Below are 20,937 nucleotides of genomic sequence, written 5' to 3'. Positions count from 1 at the left end.
GAATACATCTCAAATAAAAGAGCTTTCCGTTAAGGAAAGCTCTTTTTTACTTAGTGGATTTTATAGGGTATTCTTTCATGATGCCGTGAATAAGGTTTGGCAAAGCGTTTATAGCTTTTTCTGGTGCATCGACTTCGGATGTTCCGCGTGCCTGCCAGATCACGGTTTTATTGTTACGGTCTATGGCTTCTAGGATGATATGTCCGTAGCGCACCTTCTGTTTGCCAATGGGAACGGAAGGTCCGTAGTAGGCATAGCCTGCCCAAGGATACCATCCCCACCAAGGTCCTCCCCATCCGAAATAAGTAGGATGACTATAGACTAACCTGCTTTTGTTGTTGACAATGGCTATATATCTAAAAAGTATGTCTGGATTTTCTTTGCTATAGGTAAGTCCGCGAGCTTCAATCTCTTTATTTGCCGCAGACATGATGTTGGCTTTTGCAATGTCGTTGTTATAGTAATCTTTAGACAATGAATCGACAGGAGGAAGCCAGCCGTAAGTTTTAAACTTACTGAAGTCTATCTCATACACACGTGTAGTATGAAAACGGTTGGTCGTACATGACGATAATATCCATATCGCCAGACCTATGAATATATATCCAAGATTTTTCATGACCAGGCTATTCTTGTTGTATAGCTTTGGACAGTCATAAATCCCATTGGTTTAATGCACTAAAAAATATTTTTAGCGACCAAAGGCATTGCCCTTCCGGCGCCAAATGCTTTAGGACTCACTCGTAGAATAGGAGGGGCCTGGAAACGCTTGAATTCGGCTCCGGCTAGCATCTTGGAAATGCGCTGTACTAGTGTTTCTTCAAAACCTAAATTTACGACCTCACTGCCCGATTTTTCTTTCTCTATAAGCTGATACAAGATAGCATCTAAGATTTCGTATGGAGGTAAGGAGTCAGAGTCTTTCTGGTCAGGACGCAGCTCTGCAGAAGGTGCTTTGGTTATTGTGTTAAGCGGTATAATTTCTTCATTGCGGTTAATGTAGTGGGCGAGCTCGTAGGCTTGGGTCTTATAAATATCGCCTATAACACTTAATGCTCCAGCCATATCGCCGTACAGTGTGCCATATCCCACCGCGGCTTCACTCTTGTTGGAGGTGTTAAGCAGGATGTATCCAAACTTATTGGATACGGCCATAAGCAGCGTTCCACGTGTACGTGCCTGTATGTTTTCTTCCGTAGTGTCCGGCTTTAGGCCAGCAAAAGCTTCTGAGAGGGTATTTTCAAAAGCTTGGGCAATATCTTTAATTGGTAAGATCAGATGCTTACAGCCTGTGTTTTCTACCAAAGCTAAGGCATCACTGATGGAGTGATCCGAGGAATAGATGGAAGGCATGAGTACGGCAAGTACATTCTCTCTGCCTAAGGCTTCGACGGCTAAGGCCGCCACTACGGCAGAGTCCAGTCCTCCTGAAAGTCCTAACACTGCTTTTTGGAATCCTGACTTGCTGAAGAAGTCTCTCAAGCCTAGAATCAGGGCATCATGAATCAGTGCTATTTCCGATTTTTCTTCCGTCACGGGTGGCTGTTCTGCTTTTAGTTCTTTACCCTGAAGTTCCACAAACTGCATATCTTCTTCGAAAGCTTTCAGCTCAGCAAGGACCTGTCCTTTGGAGTCGAGAGCCAAAGAGCGTCCGTCGAAGATGAGGTCTGTATGTGCTCCCACCTGGTTTACATACAAGAGGGGGGTCTGTGCCTTTTCAATATTGGAACGCAAGACTTCCAGACGTTTGTGGTAATGAACGTAAGAAAATGGCGATGCAGCGAGGTTAATGATGATATCCGGATTCTGCTTGCTGAGTTCCAGCATCAGATCTCCCTTGTACGAGTTGTCGAAATCGTTGTCCCAGAGGTCTTCACAAATGGTTAAAGCAATTTTGGTGTCCTTCAGCGTGATACATTCGTACACGTCGTTGGGCTCAAAATAGCGGTATTCGTCGAAGACGTCATAGTCAGGCAAGAGGGATTTGTGTACTGTGCAGGCTATTTCTCCTTTCGAAAGGACGACAGCAGCATTTACTAGGGCTTTGCCCTCGCCTTTAGGGTTTTTTAGTGGTACCCCGATGATACAGTCAATATCTGTACAGTGAGTGGCAATGTTTTCAAGAGATTTTCTACATCTTTCAATGAAAACAGCATTGCGAAGTAGGTCTTTGGCCGGATATCCTCCGACGGCCAGCTCGGCAAAGAGAATCAGATCTGCCTGCTGTTCTTTAGCTCGTTGGATGGCTTGAATAATTTTCTCTTCATTCGATTCAAAATTGCCGATATGATAGTTCAGTTGCGCTAATGCTATTTTCATTGTAGATGTATAAGAATATTATGTTAGAAGAATAAAGCCAAGTTAAGAGCTACGTATGATGTTTTTGGTTTTCCAGAATTGTTGATGGCACGTGTAAAGCCGTTGTTGAACGACAAGCCGGTCATGAAATTCATGTTGTCAGACAATTTCCATTCTTTTCCCCCACCGAGTTGCAAGCCTAGACGGAAAAGGTCATCTTTAGGGATGCTTGTCTTTTTGGTCTCTCCTTCAAGCCTTTGTCTTCCTGATACTTTAAATCCCGCAGTAAAACCGAATTGTCCGTAGAATCTGCCTGTTTCATTTTCTTCTGATTTCAATTTGATAGTCAACGGTATATCAACATATTGAAGACGTTGCAAATCGTATTTTACATCTGCATATTCTGCCTTCGAGGAAATAGTATTAATCAAAAGACCTGTAGAGAAATAATAATTTTTTGCAAAGCCTAAATCCGCGATTAGACCGTACGAGAATCCCACCTTAGCACCAGCATTGTTTTCGTCATCCGCAAATCTGAACCAGCCAATGTTAGGGTTTACAGAAAGTGCCAAACGAATATTCTTCTCGTCGTCGAAGCCTTTTGCTCTCGACTTAGTATAATAATCCTGAGCTTTTGCTGTGAATGCCATACATAATAAAGCGATGGCTCCTAGGGTCTTAACAGCAGTTTTGGTAAATTTTGACATACTTTTAATTTTAATGTTAAATTTGAGGTTTTAAAAATCGTGTTTTACATGAGAATTATATCACTACAAAAGTATTTCTTTTTTTTAATACTTGCCATAACTTCCTGTCGCGAATCCTCTACAATTCAGAGACCTGATGTGTCGGACATCGCCGTTGAGGTAAAAATAGAACGTTTTGATCAAGAATTGGGAAATTTACAGCCAGGGGACATTCTAAACAAAAATAGGAAATGGCAGCAGCAGTACGGCGAGTTTTATACAGACTTCATGGTACAGATGCTCAAGATTGGCAGCCCCAAAGATTCTGTCAATGTGCAGAAACAGTTGCAATATATTCTGCAGCAGAAAGAGTTTAACGGCCTGAGTGCTGCTGTACAAAAGAAATATCCTTCTATGAGCCAGTATGAAAAGGAAATATCTCAGGCCTTACGCTATATCAAGTATTATTTCCCCGAGTATAAGATTCCGCGTTTTATCACGTATTTCAGTGGTTTTGAATATCAAACACCGATTGGTGAAGACTATGTCGGAATAGGATTGGATATGTTTTTGGGTGCCGATTCAGAGTTTTATCCGGCACTTATACATTCCATTCCTTTATATATTTCCCGTCGTTTTGCTCCTGAATATATTACGCCAAGGGTGATAGAAGTCATACTGCGGGAGGACCTTTTTCCTATGGGAGAAGAGGTACAAAACACATTGCAACACATGATATATAATGGGAAAATTCTATATGCGATGGATGTCTTGTTAGAGGATGTCAGCGATGAGATTAAAATAGGATATACATCGGAGCAGATGGCTTGGGTCCGCAAATACCAGTCCGATATCTGGTCGTGGTTTATTCAGGAAAATCTGCTTTATAGCACAGATTGGAATCGAATACAGAAATATTTTTCGGAAGCGCCTTTTACGCCGGAGCTGGGAGAGAGGAACGAATCCGCCCCTAAGTTGGGGTCCTATATGGGTTGGATGATTGTCCGCCGCTATATGGAAAAACATCCGCAAGAGACCTTGAAAACGCTGTTTGCCAAAACTGATGCACAGCAGATCATGGAAGCCTCCAAGTTTAAGGGCAAATAAAAAAGCAAACCTGAAAGGTTTGCTTTTTTATTATTGGTTTCTACATTCGGATAAGTCAGTTCTTTATTGGATGTCCAATACCTCAAATTCATATACCAAAGGTGAATTTGCCGGTACTTTGCCAGAAAGACCTGTGCTTCCATACGCATAAATCGATGGCACCACTAGCTTGATTTTGCTTCCCTTTTTCAAACCTTTCTCGGTAAGCCCCACGTAAGGGATGAACGAACCGTTAAGGGAGTAACGCGCAGGGAAGAAAGCTACAAGCCAAGCATAAGTGAAAATGTTATTGTTGTCATTGGATGTCAATGAATATGTGGATCCTTCTGTATCCGAAAAGACAGGAGTATCACTGGTCAGTAGTTTTACCGAGTATTTTAACTTCCACGTTGGATACACTACGTTTGTCTGAGTAGCGTTCAATTTATATTCGTATGAGTCGTCTGTAGGTTGGGATAATATTTCATACCAAATACCTCTTTTTACTTGTTTGTTTAAAACTTCGAAAGGATATTTTGTGGTATCTTCAACAGCATTAATCAAATTAGCTTGAACGTACGCTTCGATTTTAGGTTTTTCAACACTTAAAATAGAATCCGCATACTGATCGTTTCTCAATCTTATTTCATTGATGTCCGGGCCATCGGTGTCGTTGCAGGATGTAAATGCTGCAGTGGATAAGGATACGACAAAAAGAAAGCGAATTAGTTTTTTCATAAATGGTATTTCGTGTTAATTAATGATGAAAAATATAGTTTTAAGTTTATAACGTTAAGATTTATACTTTTGCTACAGGGTGGCTGTCATTTTTTATTTTGTTGGACAAATGTTTTCTCCATGGCTGTCAACAGCTCGTCCAACTGTAAAACATTTAACAGTCCCTTTTGTTTGAAAACTTGTTGGTAACCGGGAGATAACAGAATCCAAGTGGGATAAGCCGCCTTGTCATTGTCGTTTAAGTGCTGCGTCAGTTCGTGGCTACCTACATTCACTCCTGATGGTCGGTAGAAATATTCTTTGCCTTGATAGATGACCCTTTCTCTGCTTTCACCGTTGAACTCCACGAAGTAAAAATGGGGGGATAGCTGATGAAACCTTTTATGTTTGCGGAGGATGTCTTTCTGGGATGCACAAATGGAACACCAGTCTGTAGAAAGCAAAATAAGCACCGGTTTTGGGGCATGGAGCATAAGGCTGTCCAGTTGATTAATATGTACTGAAAAAGCCTGTGCATGACTGTATTGCCATGCACAGAGGCTTATAATGAAAGCTATTAAGGTTGTTCTGCTCATAATTTTTAGAGTAGATTGTATCGTAAACCTAAAAATCCACGAGCTCCTTGATTAGGACCGTATACGTAGCTAGTGTCGAAAGGCAAGAGATTAGGATCGTCAATCTTTTCGAAAGGATCATGTGAACGGGAAATGATCTCGATACCTCCTTTTGTCGGTGTCCAGTTGAGGAAGTTCTTTACCCCACCGAAAATTTCCCATCCGTTATTGAATTGCTTAGTCACCTGAATGTTTTGGATGCTCCATGCTTTCGATTTGTCAGGACGAGGATCGTTTTCTCCTAGTGTCGGCAGTTTCATTGGTCCTATCAGGTTTCCCGTGTAGTCGAACGAGATTTTATGGCGTCTTAGGTTGTATCCTATAGTCCAGGTGCCCATCACTTTTTCTGTCAGCATCTGCTGCTGTCTGATTCCTTCTTCTACGCTATACACATCCATCAGTGTGGACCCTATCATTGCTTTAAGGCCACTGCTATGTGCCCAGTCAATATTTAGGGATACTCCTTTGGAGACAGCATGTCCTTCCAAGTTGCCATATATGATTTGATTTACATTGGTTTCGTAGTCCGGAATAATTTTGTTATCGAAATAGGTGTAAAAGGCGCTGGCATCCACAGAGAATACCGAACCGCCCGGCATGTAGAATTTTTTGATATAGTTTATATTTCCATTCCAAGAAGTTTCAGGTTTCAGGTTGTCGACAAACACCACTTGGCGGGCACCTGTAAGGGCTGCATGGTCTTCGGTGAAGATATTAGCCACACGGTAGCCGTTTCCTACGCCTATGCGTAGTACCTGAGTTCTGTCCTCCGAATTCCATTTATAGTTGATACGTGGAGAGAGGATACTTCCATGGATGGAGTTATAGTCATATCGTGCTCCCAATAGCAACTTGTGTTGAGGATGTATTGTGATCTCATCCTGAACAAAAAATCCCGGCAAATGTGTCTTGGAAGCTTCTGTGGTGGCTACGGTATTATCGTCATAATAGGTATAACGATAGGCTGCTCCCATCAATAGGTCATGCTTGCCGAATTCTTTACGCCAGGTCAGCTGTCCATAGGCAATTTTCTGATTGGCAATGTAGAAAGTGTTGCCGTAGGCACTGTTTTGGTCATGGCCGTTTAAGCTGAAGGTGAAAGTAAAATTTTCCGTAGTAGGCAAATCATAAGCCCCCATCAGTTCCCATCGTTTGGTATAGATACTTTCACCATACACTTCATCTCCACCGCGGAATTTGCGGGACCAGTTCATCTCACCTCCCCATCGGTCTTCATAAACATACCGAGCAGCGACGCTGAACAGTTTGTTATCTGCACGATCGATATTCCATTTGTTGAAGATGGATATTCTATTTTGGAGGGTTACGTCCGTAAAGTTATCTCCATTTTTATCTTCAGGGTTTCCGTATTTGAAGTAGTTGGCCCCCAGAAGAGATTGCGCTTTGCCGAGTTTAAATTTTCCTCCCACGTCAAGGTTGTATTCCTGCCATGAGGTACCGAAGCTTTCTACATTAAATCTTGGTGCCGAGGTTGGTGTTTTAGTGATGATATTGATAAGTCCTCCCACCGCTTCACTACCATATAGGGTAGAGGCGGGCCCTTTTACCACTTCTACACGTTCCACCAATGCCTGAGGGATTCCGTTCAGACCGTATACGGTAGATAGTCCCGAAACAATAGGCATGCCATCAATCATGACCATGGTGTAGGGCCCCTCTAGTCCATTGATGTGGATGTCACCGGTGTTGCAGATGCTGCAGTTTATCTGTGGGCGTATTCCATTAATATTTTGTAGGGATTCGAAAATTGTAGGAGCAGGGTTAGTTTGAAAGAACTTAGCGGTAAATACCTCCACGGGTATGGGGCTGTCCAGCTTAGAAACTTGCTTAAGGGAGCCAGACACCACTACCTCTTCGAGTTTATAGTCGTCTTTTTCTAAGATTATCTCTATCTCGTTCTTAAAGTCGGAGCTGATGGTTTTTTGTGTCAAGGCGTAGCCTAATGCTCTTACGGTAATTTTGGTTTTGCCTGCCGGAATTTGTAGGGTAAATTTTCCGTTAGCGTCTGTAGAGGTGGCAGTTTTTGTGCCATCTACGGTTACAGTAGCCTTTTCGATAGGCGTGTTATCTGTGGTTTTTACGATACCTTGTAAGATCTGTTGTGCCTGAGCAAAGAAAGTAAATCCTACGAAAGCGAGCATTAATATAATGTACTTGCAATATTGTTTCATATTGGTTTATAGCTTGTTTTACGATTAATATGGGTTATAGCATAAGCTGTATACAGCATTACAGTCAAGTTCCGGTCCTGGTCCTTGACTACGAATACAGGTACAGCACTGCCTAAAAGATTAGACAATAATCTTGCAAGGCATGATTATCATACCTTGAAAATTTTTATGTCAATCAAACAAGCGTCGGTGGGCCTCGTAGGTACGAATGGAAAATCGTTACAGCAGGGATAAAGCAGCTGTAAACGACATTTTTCTCAATAGGGAATTCAGGAAAGAAAGGAACTTCAAAGACCTGAATGTCTGTTTGTATGAAAGTTCCCTGATAGATGACGTCCAAGAAGCGTATTTCGGCGTCGCTCTTGTGTTTGTGTTTCTTGGTAAAATCATAAGGGTGGACGTGAATGACGATTTCACCCTTAGATGTTACCTCCTTGTGCATAAAGACTATTCCGCTAATCACAATCACACTCATCCACGCTGCTAACAGCGAGGCTATGAGTCGGCGATATGTCGAAATAGTGTGTACCATCTGATGATACAAATTTATTTAATCAGTCTATTATTTTCATCCGGGAAAACTACTTTCGGTTTATAGGATTTCGCTTCTTCCTTGTCCATGAGAGCGTAAGAGATAATAATGACGATATCTCCTACCTGCACCAGGCGGGCTGCAGCACCGTTGAGACAGATTGTGCCGGAACCTCTTTCGCCCGGGATGACGTAAGTTTCTAATCTTGCGCCATTATTGTTGTTTACAATTTGTACCTTTTCGTTAGCAATAATATCTGCTTCGTCCATCAAATCCTCGTCGATGGTAATACTCCCCACATAATTCAACTCGGCTTGTGTAACACGAGCACGGTGAATTTTGGACTTCATTACTTCAATCATCATAATACAAAGTTACGCTTTTTTAAAATAACGCGTTTTAGTCGTTTAACAGCATATTGTCAATTAATCTTACACCTTCAATCCAAGCTACTATATGTGCTACATACTGTTTTCCTGGCTCTATGCTGTCCGCTCTTTCGAGTGTTCGAGTCTCACTTATGGCAAAATATTCCAGATCTACGTCTCTTTCTGCAGCAATCATATTTTCTGCCAGCTGCTGAATTTTGTCCAGCGCTATATTTTCTTGGAAAGCTTGCTTTACGGCTGACAGCGTCCTGTAAAGGATGAGGGCTTTCTTTTTACCTTGTTCAGAAAGGCGCGTGTTTCGGGAGCTGAGTGCCAGTCCTTCCTCGCTACGTATAATGGGACAGATGACCAATTGTATGTTGAGGGTTTTAATCTCTATGAGACGCTGAATTACCATTACCTGCTGGAAATCTTTCTGTCCGAAGCACGCTATATTCGGGTTTACGAGCGTGAAGAGCTTGTAGACAATCTGCGTGACACCCTGAAAATGTCCAGGTCTTTGAGCTCCTTCCCATATTTGGTCAAGACGTCCTAGGTCAATATGCCATTGTTCCTCCGGGTCGGGATACATCTCTTCGACAGTGGGCAGAAAAAGGACGTCACATCCTTGCTTTTGTAACAAATCTATATCTTGTTCTATAGGTCTGGGATACTTTTCCAGATCTTTCGGATCGTTGAATTGCGTAGGGTTTACAAAGATGCTGCAAACAACAATATCTGCGCGTTGCTGGGCTTGTTGGATGAGGGACAGATGTCCTTCGTGCAAAGCGCCCATAGTAGGCACTAACGCTATTTTTTTGTGCTCCGCACGTGGCTTTTCAAGGTAGTTGCGAAGCTCTTTTTGGGTTTTGAAAATTTCCATATCTATATGGGTAAAATAGGGGTCAAAATTGCATAATAAATTTGTAATTAGAAAGGTATAAATCCCAAAGAATTGTAAAAATTGTTTATTATTCGTATCTTTGTGAACCGATTTTACTGTTCATATAAAAAAAACACAATTGGAGATGGCAAAAACGAAAATATTGTTTATTACCCACGAAATGTCGCCTTTCCTTGAAATAAGTAAAATTTCTGAAATCACACGCCAGTTACCTCAAGCGATGCAAGAAAAAGGATTTGAAATCCGTATTCTTATGCCTCGTTTCGGTAATATCAATGAGCGCAGAAATCGTCTTCACGAGGTAATAAGGTTGTCGGGAATGAATATTGTGGTGGATAATAACGATAATCCATTGATTATTAAAGTAGCCTCATTGCCAGCAGCACGTATGCAGGTGTATTTCTTGGATAATGAGGAGTACTTCCAAAGAAAGAAAGTATTCAGAGATGAAAACGGATCATTCTTTGAAGATAATAACGAGCGTTCTTTATTTTTCTGTAAAGGAGCGTTAGAAACAGTTAAGAAGTTAGGCTGGTCGCCGGATGTGGTACATTGCCATGGATGGTTTTCTGCTATGGTACCTATGTACTTGAAGAAGGTTTTCCATGACGACCCTACCTTCAAAGATGTGAAAGTGATATATTCTTTGTTCAACGAAGATGCTGACTTTGGTCAAGATACGTTGACTTCTAAATATGCCGAGATGGCTGCTCAGGAAGATGTAAGTGCGGATGATGCTGCGGTGTACGGCTCAGGAAGTTATGTAGATATTTACAAGGGAGCTTTAAGCTATACGGATGTTGTGGTGAAAGCTGATGACAACCTTAATGCGGAAGTGTTGAAGTTCGTGGATGACAATAATATTCGTGTCGTTACTCCTGAATCTTCTGATGATTATGAGAGCTATGCTGCACTTTACGAAGAGTTCTCTTCGGTAGAGGTGGAAGCATAAATTAACATACAACATACATTAAAAGGCTTTCCTGTCAAGGAAAGCCTTTTTGTTTTATAGCATAATTACCTTCTCAATGAGGGAGACTTTCTTATAATAGTCTATTACTTCGTCTGCTGTGGTGACGTACGTTTTTACGGTCAGTGAGTTGTATTTTCCTGTTTTAGAGTCTTTGGAAGAAATCTGTGTGCTAGGATGAGCAAATATTTGTGCTATATCCTCGCTTTTGTTTTCTCCCGCCGGTACGATAAATTTAAACGTATAGATAGAAGGAAACTGTTCTATATCCATCAGCTTTCTTCTGAAGCCTTCGTAAAAATCAGCGCCATTGTTATCGTTGATATCGTTGACGCTGATGTTATTGAACTTAGTCATTAAAAATCCTTTCTTATAAATATTTTCTTTGATAGGCAATTTATGTGCCGATGAAATATTGTCAGCTTTTAGGGACGAAATGTCTTGTCGGCGGCAAACTTTTTATTGGGTTTTGCCGACATCTCAAATTCCAGTTCTCCTCCCTGCATGATCAGTTCGTGTGTTATATAGCTATAAGGATAGTTTTTGCCGTTGAGTTTTACTTTGTTTATGTATATGTTTTTTGGTCCGTTATTTTTTGTTTTTATGCTAAATGTTTTTCCGTTAGGGAGATTGAAGGTGGCTTGCTGCATAAGCGGGCTACCAAAGACATATTTACCATCCATAGGATTAGCAGGATAAATTCCAACGGCTGAGAATACATACCATGCACTCATCTGTCCCACATCGTCATTGCCACAGAGTCCTGCAGGGTCGTTTGTGAAATATTTGGTCATGGTTTTATGCACTAGCTCAGCACCTTTCCATGGTGCTCCTGCATAGGCGTAAAGGTATGGTACGTGGTGGTTAGGCTCATTACCTTGAGCATACTGGCCTATCATCCCCGAGATGTCGGGAGAGGCGTTGTCGAGTTGTTCGGGTAGGTTAATAAACTCGTCGAGCTTTTCGACAAATTTTCTATCTCCTCCCATTAGGTCAATCAATCCTTGTACGTCCTGTGGCACCAGCCAAGTATATTGCCAAGCATTGCCTTCGCAGTAATCATTGTTTCTATGTTCGGCGTAAAAAGGGTCGAAAGGTCTTCTGAATGTTCCATTGGCATGTCTTCCGACGAAATGACCTACTTCAGCGTCGTAATAATGCTTGTATAGTTTGTATCGTTTTTCGAAGTATGCGGCGTCCTCCTGTTTGTTTAGGAATTTGGCGGCTTGGTAAGCTCCGAAATCGGCGATAGCATATTCCAATGCCCACGCTACAGATTCATTCGACATATTTTCAATAGGAATATACGTAAGTTTAGTCACGAAATCCAGGCCGTGCTCATACCCCATGGCGGTCGTTTTTATGGCTTCGTAGGCCAGTTCAAGGTCTTGTTTATCTATTAAGCCCTTAAGCATGGCGTCCGCTACTACTGGGATAGCTGGTAGTCCTACCATAGTGTTCGTTTCATTGGCCCACAGATGCCATACTGGCAGTTTGCCCTGTTGTTGATAGATATTCAACATAGACTTTACGAAGTTTTTGCTCTTTTGCTCTTCTAAGATTGTCATGAGGGGATGCAACGCACGATAGGTGTCCCAAAGTGAAAACACCGTATACTGTTGATGTGTTTTGTCGTTGTACACCTGTTTGTCCGTGCCCATATAGTCTCCGTTGACATCACTGAAAAGGGTAGGAGCGAAATAGCTGTGATATAAGGCTGTATAGAAGATAGTTTTAGTGTTATCGTCTGCCTGAAAGTCTATTTTTTTGAGCACATCATTCCATTTTTTCTGGGCCTTCTGTGTTGCTTTGGCGAAATCCCAATCCGGAATTTCAGCTTCTATGTTTTGCAAAGCATTCGTAGTACTTACAGGCGAAAGACCTACCTTCAGCTCCACAGGTTTAGCAGGATTGAGGGTAACGATGGCTTTGATACTTTTACCTTGGGCTACGCGGTAACCTTTTACTGCTGTAGAGTCGTTGTAGAAATCGATATTGTCGAATTTAGTGTTCGATTTGATAGCGAAATAGACTTTCTGGTCGTTTGCCCATCCTTTAGAGAAGCGGTAGCCGATGATGGTATGATCATCTACCCATTTGAGGTAGGTGTCTGTGGGGGTATCCCAGTTCATACGAAAGCCTAAGTCTATAAGCAAGTGGGGGTTGTCTTTCTTGTTGAAAGTGTATTTGTGGTAGCCTACCCTTTCTGAAGCCGTTAATTCGGCAAGGATGTCGTAATCTTCCAGAAGCACTTTGTAGTATCCGGCTTCCACCTTTTCATTGGCTTTGCTGATTTTCGAACCATATCCCTTATCCATTTGGTTGAAAGGAGCTGGATGAAGGTGTGGAGAGCCATTAGCCGGTAAGATCAAGATGTCATTCAGGTCACCGATACCTGTTCCGCTGAGATGTGTATGGGTAAAGCCTAATATTTCTTCGCTGATGTAGTTGTATCCGCTACACCAATCCCAACCGTTAAAGCGGTCCCAGGTCTGGGCAATCTGGCTAGGTCCCAGCTGTACCAATCCGTTAGGGACGTTAGCGCCGACGAAGACATGGCCATGGTCTGCCGAACCTATATAAGGATTGACATATTGAATATAACTGGGTTCCTGAGCTTTAGCAGCAGAAGAAGCGATAATACTGAAAGCGATAGTTATCGTAGTCCTGAATATCCATTTCATGGTGAACTATAATTTAATGTTTATAATTTTCTGTTAAATTAAAACCTTTTAGCAAAATACCCTAATTTTATATTGCAAAATTTTCCTTTTTTGTGTTATAGGGCTGTTTTAAAGAGAAATTTGTCTTTTTTTGTGGTTATTGGCTTTATTTATTAAATTTTATCTACTTTTATTAGAAATTAAAAAGATATATTGAATTTGTCCTAAATCATATTCAATAGGTTCCTTCAAAAGCATTTGCGTATATGAAAAAACGGCTTTCAATTAGTGATATAGCTAATGATTTGGGTATTTCGGTGACGACGGTATCTTTTATTTTGAATGGAAAGGCAAGAGAGAAAAGGATAAGCGAATCCTTGACTAAACGGGTGCAGGAGTATGTCAAAAAGGTAGGATACAAACCTAATCAGCTGGCTAAGAGCTTACGTACTGGCAAGACTAAAAGCATTGTTTTGCTGGTAGAAGATATTTCCAATCCTTTTTTTGCGAATATTGCCGACCATATCGAGCAGCAGGCTTACGAGCATGGTTATCACATTATATATTGTAGTGTGAAGAATGATGAGCAACGGGCTAAAGAGTTGATTAATCTATTTTATGACAGGCAGATTGACGGCTTTATCATAGCACCTACAGAAGGTCTTAGCGATGTGATAAACGTGTTGTTGAAGCGGGGTGTGCCTGTGGTGCTGTTTGACCGTCCTTTGGTAGATGTGGATGCCCATACAGTAATTACGGAAAACGAAAAAGGAGCTTTTGATGGAACGATGTTTCTCCTACAGGAGAAGAAAGCCAAGCGTATAGGTTTCGTCACTATTACGAGCAGCCAGTCGCAGATGAAGGGAAGGCTTGAGGGATATATGAAAGCCGTGGATAGCGTAGGGATGGACTTGCTCGTAAAGAAAATCAATCCTTCGCAGAAAGATGAGGAGGTGGTAGATCAGTTGCGGGATTTTATTCAGGATAACAAGTTGGATGCTATATTTTTTGCCACCAACTATTTAGCAATAAATGGGCTACGCGCTATAAAAAAATACAAATTAGATATAGAGAAGCTGGTTTCCTTTGATGAGAATGCCGCTTTCGAGTTGGTAGTACCACCAGTGTCGGCTATTTCACAGAATATTCCGGAAATAGCCAAACAGGTAGTTCGTATTTTACTGAGTCAAATCAACGGTAAGCTGGAAAGCGTGGAGAAGGTAGTCGTTCCTTGCAAGTTGATAGCCCGTTAGGCTATTTTTCTGCAGGAACAAACTTCATGGAGATAGAGTTGACGCAATGTCTCACGTTTTTCGGGGTGAATCCTTCACCTTCGAATACATGGCCTAGGTGTGCACCGCATTTGTTACAAAGGATTTCTATTCTACGTCCATCAGCATCCATCTCTCTGCGGATGGCTCCCGGAATTTCGTCATCAAAGCTAGGCCATCCACAATGGGACTCAAATTTGTCTTCCGAACGATAGAGAGGAGCATCACACCTTTTACAGATATAGGTTCCCTTTTCTTTATTGTTTAACAATTCACCCGTGAAAGGCATTTCTGTGCCTTTATGAATAATAACATACTCTTCTTCTGGCGTAAGTTTATTATATTTATTGCTGTCCATAGTCGTTAAGGTTTTATGTCTATTGTTGTATTGACAACTTATTAATGATATGACAATTATTATACCTATAATATAGTGATATTTTTTTGTGCGCATCATACAAAGTTAACATATATAAAGCAATAAAGTTTGATCCGGATAGAGAAGTATTTTATTTGAGTTAAATTGGCTTAAATGGCTAATTGAATAATATTTATAGAATAAAACAGGAGGGGTGGAGTCGAAATTGTTGACGCGTTAATTTTGCTTATTTAGAATGATTTTAAATTGATAATTTGAGTCATTAAATTGTCAGGGATTGCTTATAAAGTTATACTTTTGTGCATTGTTTGGTGGGTGAAGACCATTCAGGCAGTGCAAAGTAATTTTTATATTCATAAATAAATAGTATAAAGTGCTAAATATGAGAAATATCTCATCCGTTTTGGGAAGATTTGCGAAGTCAATATCAGTTAGCTTGGTATTGTTATTTGCTGTTACGATGTCGTCGAATGCGCAGGATGCTAAGGAAGGAGCAGCGTTGTTTAAGGCGAACTGTACCGCTTGTCACAAGGTGGACAGAAAATTGACAGGTCCTGCTTTGGCGGGGATGACTGAGCGTCACTCTGAAGAATGGTTGATTAAATGGATCAGAAACTCACAAGCGTTGATCGCTTCAGGAGATCCTGTAGCTAACCAGATTTTTGAAGAGTACAACAAGGTTGCGATGCCTGCGTTCTCGCAATTTAGTGATGACCAAATCAAAAGTATCATTGCTTATGTAAAGGAAGAGGAAGCAAAAGCAAATGATCCTAACAAGGGAGGTGCTGCTGGTGCAGCTGCAGCTAGTTCGGATGTAAACAACTTGATGATCGTAGGTATTGCTGCGATTTTGTTGTTGGCTATCGGTGTGATTGTGATCTTAAGTCGTGTTATCAAGACTTTAGAGAAAGTTATTGCCAACAATGCTGCTGCTATTGAAGCTGCTAAAGCACGCAACGAGGCTTACGAAGAATCTCGTAAAGTAAAATTTGCTCAAAAATTCCTAAAAAACAAAAAGCTTGTCGGCTTCACTGCTTTGATGGTTGTGGCTTTACTAGCTGTGTTGGGCTGGAAAACAATGTGGAACGTAGGTGTTCATACGGGTTACAAGCCTGTACAACCTATTAAGTTCTCTCACCAAATCCATGCTGGTGTAAACCAAATCGAGTGTCAATACTGTCACGGCGGAGCTTACAAGTCTAAGAATGCCTCTATTCCATCGGCTAATATCTGTATGAACTGTCACAACACCATTACTGCGGCAGATCACTATGATGGAGAAATTTCACCAGAAATCTTGAAACTATACCGCGCCGTGGATTGGGATCCTGATACACGTACTTACGGTAACAATCCTCGTCCTATCGAGTGGGTTAGAATCCATAATCTTCCAGATTTTGCGTATTTTAATCACTCTCAGCACGTTAGTGTAGCTGGTGTGGCTTGTCAAACTTGTCACGGTCCTATAGAAACAATGGAGGAAGTTTATCAATACTCTCCATTAACAATGAAATGGTGTGTGGATTGTCACAGAAATACAGAAGTTAATGCTGACAATAAATACTACGATCAGTTGATCGAAGCACACGAGAAGTTGAAAAAAGGTGAGAAGATGACTGCCGCAATGATTGGTGGATTAGAGTGTGGTAAGTGTCACTATTAATAATAATTTAATTAGGGAAACGCAATCTTATATACAGCTTAAATGGATAGCAATAAAAAATATTGGAAAGGTTTAGAAGAGTTAAATCAAACTCCTGCTTTCGTAGAAAAAAGCAAGGGTGAATTTGCTGAGCCTATTCCTGTAGAAGATGTATTAAACGAAGCAGGCTTAAGTACAAGAACACCTCGTCGTGATTTCTTGAAGGCTTTAGGTTTTGGTTTGGGAGCTGTTACGTTGGCGGCTTGTAACCGTACTCCGGTGCACAAGGCTGTTCCTTACGTTATCAAGCCAGAAGAGGTAACTCCTGGTATTCCAAACTATTACGCTTCATCATTCAGAGGACAAAGTATTTTAGTAAAAACGCGTGAGGGTCGTCCTATCTTCATCGAGCCTAACCCTAACGCTGTCGGATTGAACCAAGGTACTGATGCTACAACTACTGCGTCGGTATTGGATCTTTACGACATGTCTAAACTACAGAATCCTCAATTGGACGGAAAAGATGTAGAATGGTCGAAATTGGATAGCGCCGTAGTCGCAGCGTTAAATAAAGCTGCACAGGCGGGCAAACAGATTGCTATCGTTTCTACGACAATCAATTCGCCATCTACGTTGGCTTCAATCGCTAAGTTGACCGCCAAATATCCTACTACCACTTTGGTACAAGTAGATCCTGTATCGTATAGCGGTATCATTGAGGCTAACAAAAATTCATTTGGCAAAGCTGTAATTCCGTCATACAATTTTGGTAAAGCACAAGTGGTGGTTTCTGTTGCTGCTGACTTCTTAGGCACATGGTTGGCAGGAGAGGAACACACACAAGACTATATCAAAAATCGTGACTACAAATCATTGAAGAATGGTAAGATGTCACGTCATATCCAGTTCGAGTCGGGCTTATCTATGACAGGTTCGAATGCGGATGTGCGTATCGCTATCAAGCCATCCGAGGAGGGTGCCGTGTTGATTTCGTTATACAACGAGATTACAGGTCAATCTTTAGCAGGTGGTACTACAAATAAAAAAGCACAGACAGCGATCAAGTTGGTGGCTAAAGAGTTGGTAAATGCTAAAGGTGCTGCTGTTGTAGTGGCAGGTGCTAACGATGTGAACATCCAATCATTGGTAAATGCTATCAACACTCAGTTAGGCGCTTACGGTACTATCATCGATTTAGACAACTACTCTAAGCAATATCAAGGTTCGGACGCTGCATTCCAACAATTCTTGGCTGCTGCTAAAGCAGGACAAGTAGGGGTAGCAATGTTCTTGAATAGCAACCCAGTGTACAATTACTTCAATGCTGAAGAGGTTAAGGAAGCTCTATCAAAAGTCGACTTTACCTTGTCTTTCTCTGACCGTAAAGACGAAACAGCTTCATTGACTAAAGCTATTGCTCCTGTTCCTACATTCTTGGAATCATGGGGTGATGAGTCAGCCAAAGAAGGTTTATACACTATCGTTCAGCCTACTATAAATCCAATTTTCAATACACGTCAAGCAGAGCAAAGTTTCTTAGTATGGTCTGGTGACAATACCAGCATCTATGACTTTGTAAGACAAAATTGGGAAGCTAACATTTTAGCCGGAACAGGCAAATCGTGGAAGGAGATTTTACAGGCAGGTTACTTATACAAAGGTTCTGCTTCCGGATCCGCTTACTCGGCAAATGTAGATGTGGCTGCTGTTGCTGCCGCTATTGTTGCTGATGCGAAGAAGATTGCCGGTGATGTAGAATTGAAATTATACGAATCTCCGGTAATGCGCGATGGTCGCTATGCGAACAACGCATATCTGCAAGAGTTGCCTGATCCAGTATCGAAAGTTACTTGGGACAACTTCGCTGCTATCAACCCTAAATTTGCTGAGCAGTTAGGTTTGAAAGAAAATGGTAAAGTGAAGGTAGAAGCTAACGGTAAATCTATCGAATTACCGGTATTGTTTCAGCCAGGTCAAGCTATCGGTACCGTATCTATCGCTGTAGGTTACGGACGTACAGCCGTAGGTAAAGCTGGTGACAATGTAGGTAAAAACGCCTATCCTTTGGCTTCTCTAATCAACGGTACAGTTCAGTTTGTTGCTAAAGCTACTGTTTCTAAGGCTTCTGGCACTTACGAATTGGCACAAACACAAACACACCACACAATCGAAGGTCGTAACATCATCCGTGAAACTACTTTCGCTAAATATCTGAAAGATCCTAACTCAGAAGCAGGTCGTTTCACAGATACACACAAAACATATGACTTGTGGAACAAGTATGAAGCGCCAGGTCACAAATGGGTAATGGCTATAGACTTGAACGCTTGTACAGGTTGTGGTGCATGTATTGTAGCATGTAATGTAGAGAACAACATTCCTGTGGTAGGTCGTGACGAGGTACGTCGCCGTCGTGAAATGCATTGGTTACGTATCGACCGTTACTATACTATCTCTGACGAGGAATCAAATAAATACACTAAAGAAAAAGAAATCAACAAAGCTGATGCTTTAGATTTCGAAAATGTGTCAGTAGTTTACCAACCGATGTTGTGTCAGCACTGTGACCATGCACCTTGTGAAACAGTATGTCCTGTGTTAGCGACAGTTCACTCTTCAGAAGGTCTTAACCACATGGCTTACAACAGATGTTTCGGTACACGTTACTGTGCTAACAACTGTCCATACAAAGTACGTCGTTTCAACTGGTTCAACTACTGGAATGATTCACGCTTTGATAACTATTTGAATAACGAGTTTACACAATTAGTATTGAACCCAGATGTGACAACACGTTCGCGTGGGGTTATGGAAAAATGTTCAATGTGTATTCAACGTATTCAAGCTGGTAAGTTGAAAGCCAAAATGGAGAACCGCAAGTTGGTAGACGGAGATGTTAAGATGGCTTGTCAGGCTGCATGTTCGGCAAACGCTATCATCTTCGGTGATGCTAACGATCCTAATTCGGAAGTATCGAAAGCATTACGCAACGAGCGTGTTTACTATGTGTTAGAAGAGATCAATGTTCAACCGAATATCGGTTACATGACTAAAGTTAGAAACACATTTGAAGCATAATTTTATTCTTTATTTGAAATAAAACAACTATGTCATCGCATAACGAATCAATATTAAGAGAACCATTGGTGACCGGTAAAGACATCACGTATGCACAAATTACGGATGATATCTTGCTACCGGTTGAGAATAAGCCCAACAAAGCTTGGTGGATAGGTTTTATCGTAGCCGCATGTGGAGCTATGTTATGGGTTATAAGCGTTGGATACACGTTCTGGACAGGTATCGGTGCTTGGGGACTAAACAAAACAGTAGGTTGGGCGTGGGATATTACCGACTTCGTATGGTGGGTAGGTATCGGTCACGCGGGTACGCTGATTTCTGCCGTGCTCTTGTTGTTCCGTCAAAACTGGCGTAACTCGATCAACCGTTCAGCGGAAGCGATGACGATTTTCGCCGTTATCTGTGCCGCAACATACGTAGTAGCGCACATGGGTCGTCCATGGTTAGCGTACTGGATTTTCCCTTTGCCAAACCAATTTGGTTCATTGTGGGTTAACTTCAACTCACCATTGGTATGGGACGCCTTTGCGATCTCAACATATTTCACAGTATCGTTAGTATTCTGGTATTGTGGTTTGTTGCCAGATATCGCTTCTGTGCGTGACCGTGCTACAGGATTAAGAAGAAGAATCTATTCTATATTATCTTTCGGGTGGAATGGTTCGGTGAAGACATGGCAACGTTTTGAAATCGTATCCTTGATCTTGGCCGGTATTTCTACACCGTTGGTACTTTCGGTACACACTATCGTATCCTTCGACTTTGCTACTTCCGTAATTCCGGGATGGCATACGACGATCTTCCCTCCATATTTCGTGGCGGGTGCGATCTTCTCGGGATTTGCGATGGTACAAACCTTATTGTTGATCCTTCGTAAAGTATTAAACTTCGAGCACTACATTACGATGTTCCACATCGAGTCGATGAACAAGATCATCATGGTGACAGGTTCTATCGTAGGTATTGCTTATTTAACTGAGTTGTTTATCGCTTGGTATTCAGGTTCAGAATACGAAATGTATGCCTTTGCAAACCGTGTTTCGGGTCCTTATGCTTGGGCGTACTGGTCGATGATGACTTGTAACGTAATCTCTCCGCAGTTGTTCTGGTTCAAGAAGATTCGTACAAGTATTCCTATCTCATGGGTATTGTCTATCGTGGTAAACATCGGTATGTGGTTTGAGCGTTTCGTGATTATCGTTACCTCACTACACCGTGACTATTTGCCATCATCGTGGGCAATGTTCTACCCTACATGGACTGACGTAGGTATCTTCGTAGGATCTATCGGCTTATTCTTCGTATTGTTCTTATTGTTCTTACGTTTCTTGCCAGGTATTGCGATTGCAGAGGTTAAATTGTTGTTGAAGAGCGCAAGTTTACAACATAAAACTAAGCTGGTTCAAGAAGGTGCATTCCCTGAAGAACAAGTGGAATTCTTTAGAGAATCATTGGATAAATACGATTCGGTTACACAAGAGGATATTAACGCTTTACGTAAAAAATAACAGCA

General features: G+C 41.5%; 18 protein-coding genes. 6 read left to right on the top strand and 12 right to left on the bottom strand.

The annotated features are described in order from the left end of the window. Nucleotides 1-46: 46 nt before the first annotated feature. Genes ABD873_RS11315 through ABD873_RS11305 form a run of 3 tightly spaced genes read right to left on the bottom strand, consistent with a single transcriptional unit; the run spans nucleotide 47 to nucleotide 3,005 of the window. Nucleotides 47-619 carry a DUF4136 domain-containing protein gene (locus ABD873_RS11315; protein WP_039053224.1) on the bottom strand — a complete coding sequence of 191 codons (573 nt, stop codon included), beginning with the start codon at nucleotides 617-619 and terminating at the stop codon, nucleotides 47-49. A 59-nt stretch (nucleotides 620-678) separates the two neighbouring features. After that, nucleotides 679-2,319 (bottom strand): NAD+ synthase, encoded by a 1,641-nt coding sequence (locus ABD873_RS11310; protein WP_345068401.1) that lies wholly within the window; start codon nucleotides 2,317-2,319, stop codon nucleotides 679-681. A 23-nt stretch (nucleotides 2,320-2,342) separates the two neighbouring features. Continuing rightward, nucleotides 2,343-3,005, bottom strand: coding sequence for a porin family protein (locus tag ABD873_RS11305; protein ID WP_345068399.1), 663 nt, complete (start codon nucleotides 3,003-3,005; stop codon nucleotides 2,343-2,345). Nucleotides 3,006-3,053: 48 nt separating this feature from the next. On the opposite strand from ABD873_RS11305, the gene gldB reads away from it, so the two are divergent. Further along, nucleotides 3,054-4,091: a gliding motility lipoprotein GldB gene (gene gldB / locus ABD873_RS11300; protein ID WP_345068397.1), complete on the top strand. Its 1,038-nt coding sequence runs from the start codon at nucleotides 3,054-3,056 to the stop codon at nucleotides 4,089-4,091. A gap of 63 nt (nucleotides 4,092-4,154) precedes the next feature. On the opposite strand, the gene ABD873_RS11295 is transcribed toward gldB, so the two are convergent. From ABD873_RS11295 to panC, 6 genes are all read right to left on the bottom strand, one after another. Further along, nucleotides 4,155-4,808, bottom strand: a complete 654-nt coding sequence (locus tag ABD873_RS11295; RefSeq protein ID WP_345068395.1) for an FKBP-type peptidyl-prolyl cis-trans isomerase — start codon at nucleotides 4,806-4,808, stop codon at nucleotides 4,155-4,157. Nucleotides 4,809-4,894: 86 nt separating this feature from the next. After that, complete coding sequence (locus ABD873_RS11290; protein ID WP_039053227.1) at nucleotides 4,895-5,383, bottom strand: thioredoxin domain-containing protein; 489 nt, start codon at nucleotides 5,381-5,383, stop codon at nucleotides 4,895-4,897. Between the two features lie 5 nt (nucleotides 5,384-5,388). Continuing rightward, complete coding sequence (locus tag ABD873_RS11285) at nucleotides 5,389-7,614, bottom strand: TonB-dependent receptor (protein ID WP_345068392.1); 2,226 nt, start codon at nucleotides 7,612-7,614, stop codon at nucleotides 5,389-5,391. Between the two features lie 175 nt (nucleotides 7,615-7,789). Beyond that, on the bottom strand, nucleotides 7,790-8,146 hold the full coding sequence (locus ABD873_RS11280) for a hypothetical protein (protein WP_345068390.1): 357 nt from the start codon (nucleotides 8,144-8,146) through the stop codon (nucleotides 7,790-7,792). Nucleotides 8,147-8,160: 14 nt separating this feature from the next. Next, nucleotides 8,161-8,511: an aspartate 1-decarboxylase gene (gene panD / locus ABD873_RS11275; protein WP_039053228.1), complete on the bottom strand. Its 351-nt coding sequence runs from the start codon at nucleotides 8,509-8,511 to the stop codon at nucleotides 8,161-8,163. Between the two features lie 34 nt (nucleotides 8,512-8,545). After that, nucleotides 8,546-9,397 carry a pantoate--beta-alanine ligase gene (gene panC, locus ABD873_RS11270; protein ID WP_345068388.1) on the bottom strand — a complete coding sequence of 284 codons (852 nt, stop codon included), beginning with the start codon at nucleotides 9,395-9,397 and terminating at the stop codon, nucleotides 8,546-8,548. Nucleotides 9,398-9,542: 145 nt separating this feature from the next. Between panC and ABD873_RS11265 the strand changes: the two genes are divergently transcribed. Further along, nucleotides 9,543-10,370 (top strand): glycogen/starch synthase, encoded by an 828-nt coding sequence (locus tag ABD873_RS11265; RefSeq protein WP_345068386.1) that lies wholly within the window; start codon nucleotides 9,543-9,545, stop codon nucleotides 10,368-10,370. Nucleotides 10,371-10,424: 54 nt separating this feature from the next. Here ABD873_RS11265 and ABD873_RS11260 read toward each other — a convergent pair whose 3' ends face one another. Together ABD873_RS11260 and ABD873_RS11255 are read right to left on the bottom strand one after the other, a co-directional pair. Further along, nucleotides 10,425-10,745: a DUF493 domain-containing protein gene (locus ABD873_RS11260; protein ID WP_345068384.1), complete on the bottom strand. Its 321-nt coding sequence runs from the start codon at nucleotides 10,743-10,745 to the stop codon at nucleotides 10,425-10,427. Between the two features lie 68 nt (nucleotides 10,746-10,813). Then, nucleotides 10,814-13,072 carry a GH92 family glycosyl hydrolase gene (locus tag ABD873_RS11255; RefSeq protein ID WP_345068382.1) on the bottom strand — a complete coding sequence of 753 codons (2,259 nt, stop codon included), beginning with the start codon at nucleotides 13,070-13,072 and terminating at the stop codon, nucleotides 10,814-10,816. Between the two features lie 245 nt (nucleotides 13,073-13,317). Between ABD873_RS11255 and ABD873_RS11250 the strand changes: the two genes are divergently transcribed. After that, entirely contained in the window at nucleotides 13,318-14,304 is a 987-nt protein-coding gene (locus ABD873_RS11250) for a LacI family DNA-binding transcriptional regulator (RefSeq protein ID WP_039053231.1), read from the top strand. A 1-nt stretch (nucleotide 14,305) separates the two neighbouring features. Here ABD873_RS11250 and ABD873_RS11245 read toward each other — a convergent pair whose 3' ends face one another. Beyond that, the gene (locus ABD873_RS11245) at nucleotides 14,306-14,776 is read right to left on the bottom strand and encodes a methionine-R-sulfoxide reductase (RefSeq protein ID WP_082021812.1); all 471 of its coding nucleotides are present in this window, start codon (nucleotides 14,774-14,776) and stop codon (nucleotides 14,306-14,308) included. 307 nt (nucleotides 14,777-15,083) lie between these two features. Between ABD873_RS11245 and ABD873_RS11240 the strand changes: the two genes are divergently transcribed. Genes ABD873_RS11240 through nrfD form a run of 3 tightly spaced genes read left to right on the top strand, consistent with a single transcriptional unit; the run spans nucleotide 15,084 to nucleotide 20,932 of the window. Next, entirely contained in the window at nucleotides 15,084-16,364 is a 1,281-nt protein-coding gene (locus ABD873_RS11240; RefSeq protein ID WP_345068378.1) for a cytochrome c3 family protein, read from the top strand. A 42-nt stretch (nucleotides 16,365-16,406) separates the two neighbouring features. Further along, entirely contained in the window at nucleotides 16,407-19,421 is a 3,015-nt protein-coding gene (locus ABD873_RS11235) for a TAT-variant-translocated molybdopterin oxidoreductase (protein ID WP_345068375.1), read from the top strand. Between the two features lie 29 nt (nucleotides 19,422-19,450). Further along, on the top strand, nucleotides 19,451-20,932 hold the full coding sequence (nrfD, locus tag ABD873_RS11230; RefSeq protein WP_345068373.1) for an NrfD/PsrC family molybdoenzyme membrane anchor subunit: 1,482 nt from the start codon (nucleotides 19,451-19,453) through the stop codon (nucleotides 20,930-20,932). Nucleotides 20,933-20,937 lie beyond the last annotated feature (5 nt).

The organism is Sphingobacterium thermophilum, from assembly GCF_039541675.1.
Classification (GTDB): domain Bacteria; phylum Bacteroidota; class Bacteroidia; order Sphingobacteriales; family Sphingobacteriaceae; genus Sphingobacterium; species Sphingobacterium thermophilum.
This window is presented reverse-complemented; position numbering and strand designations above follow the sequence as displayed.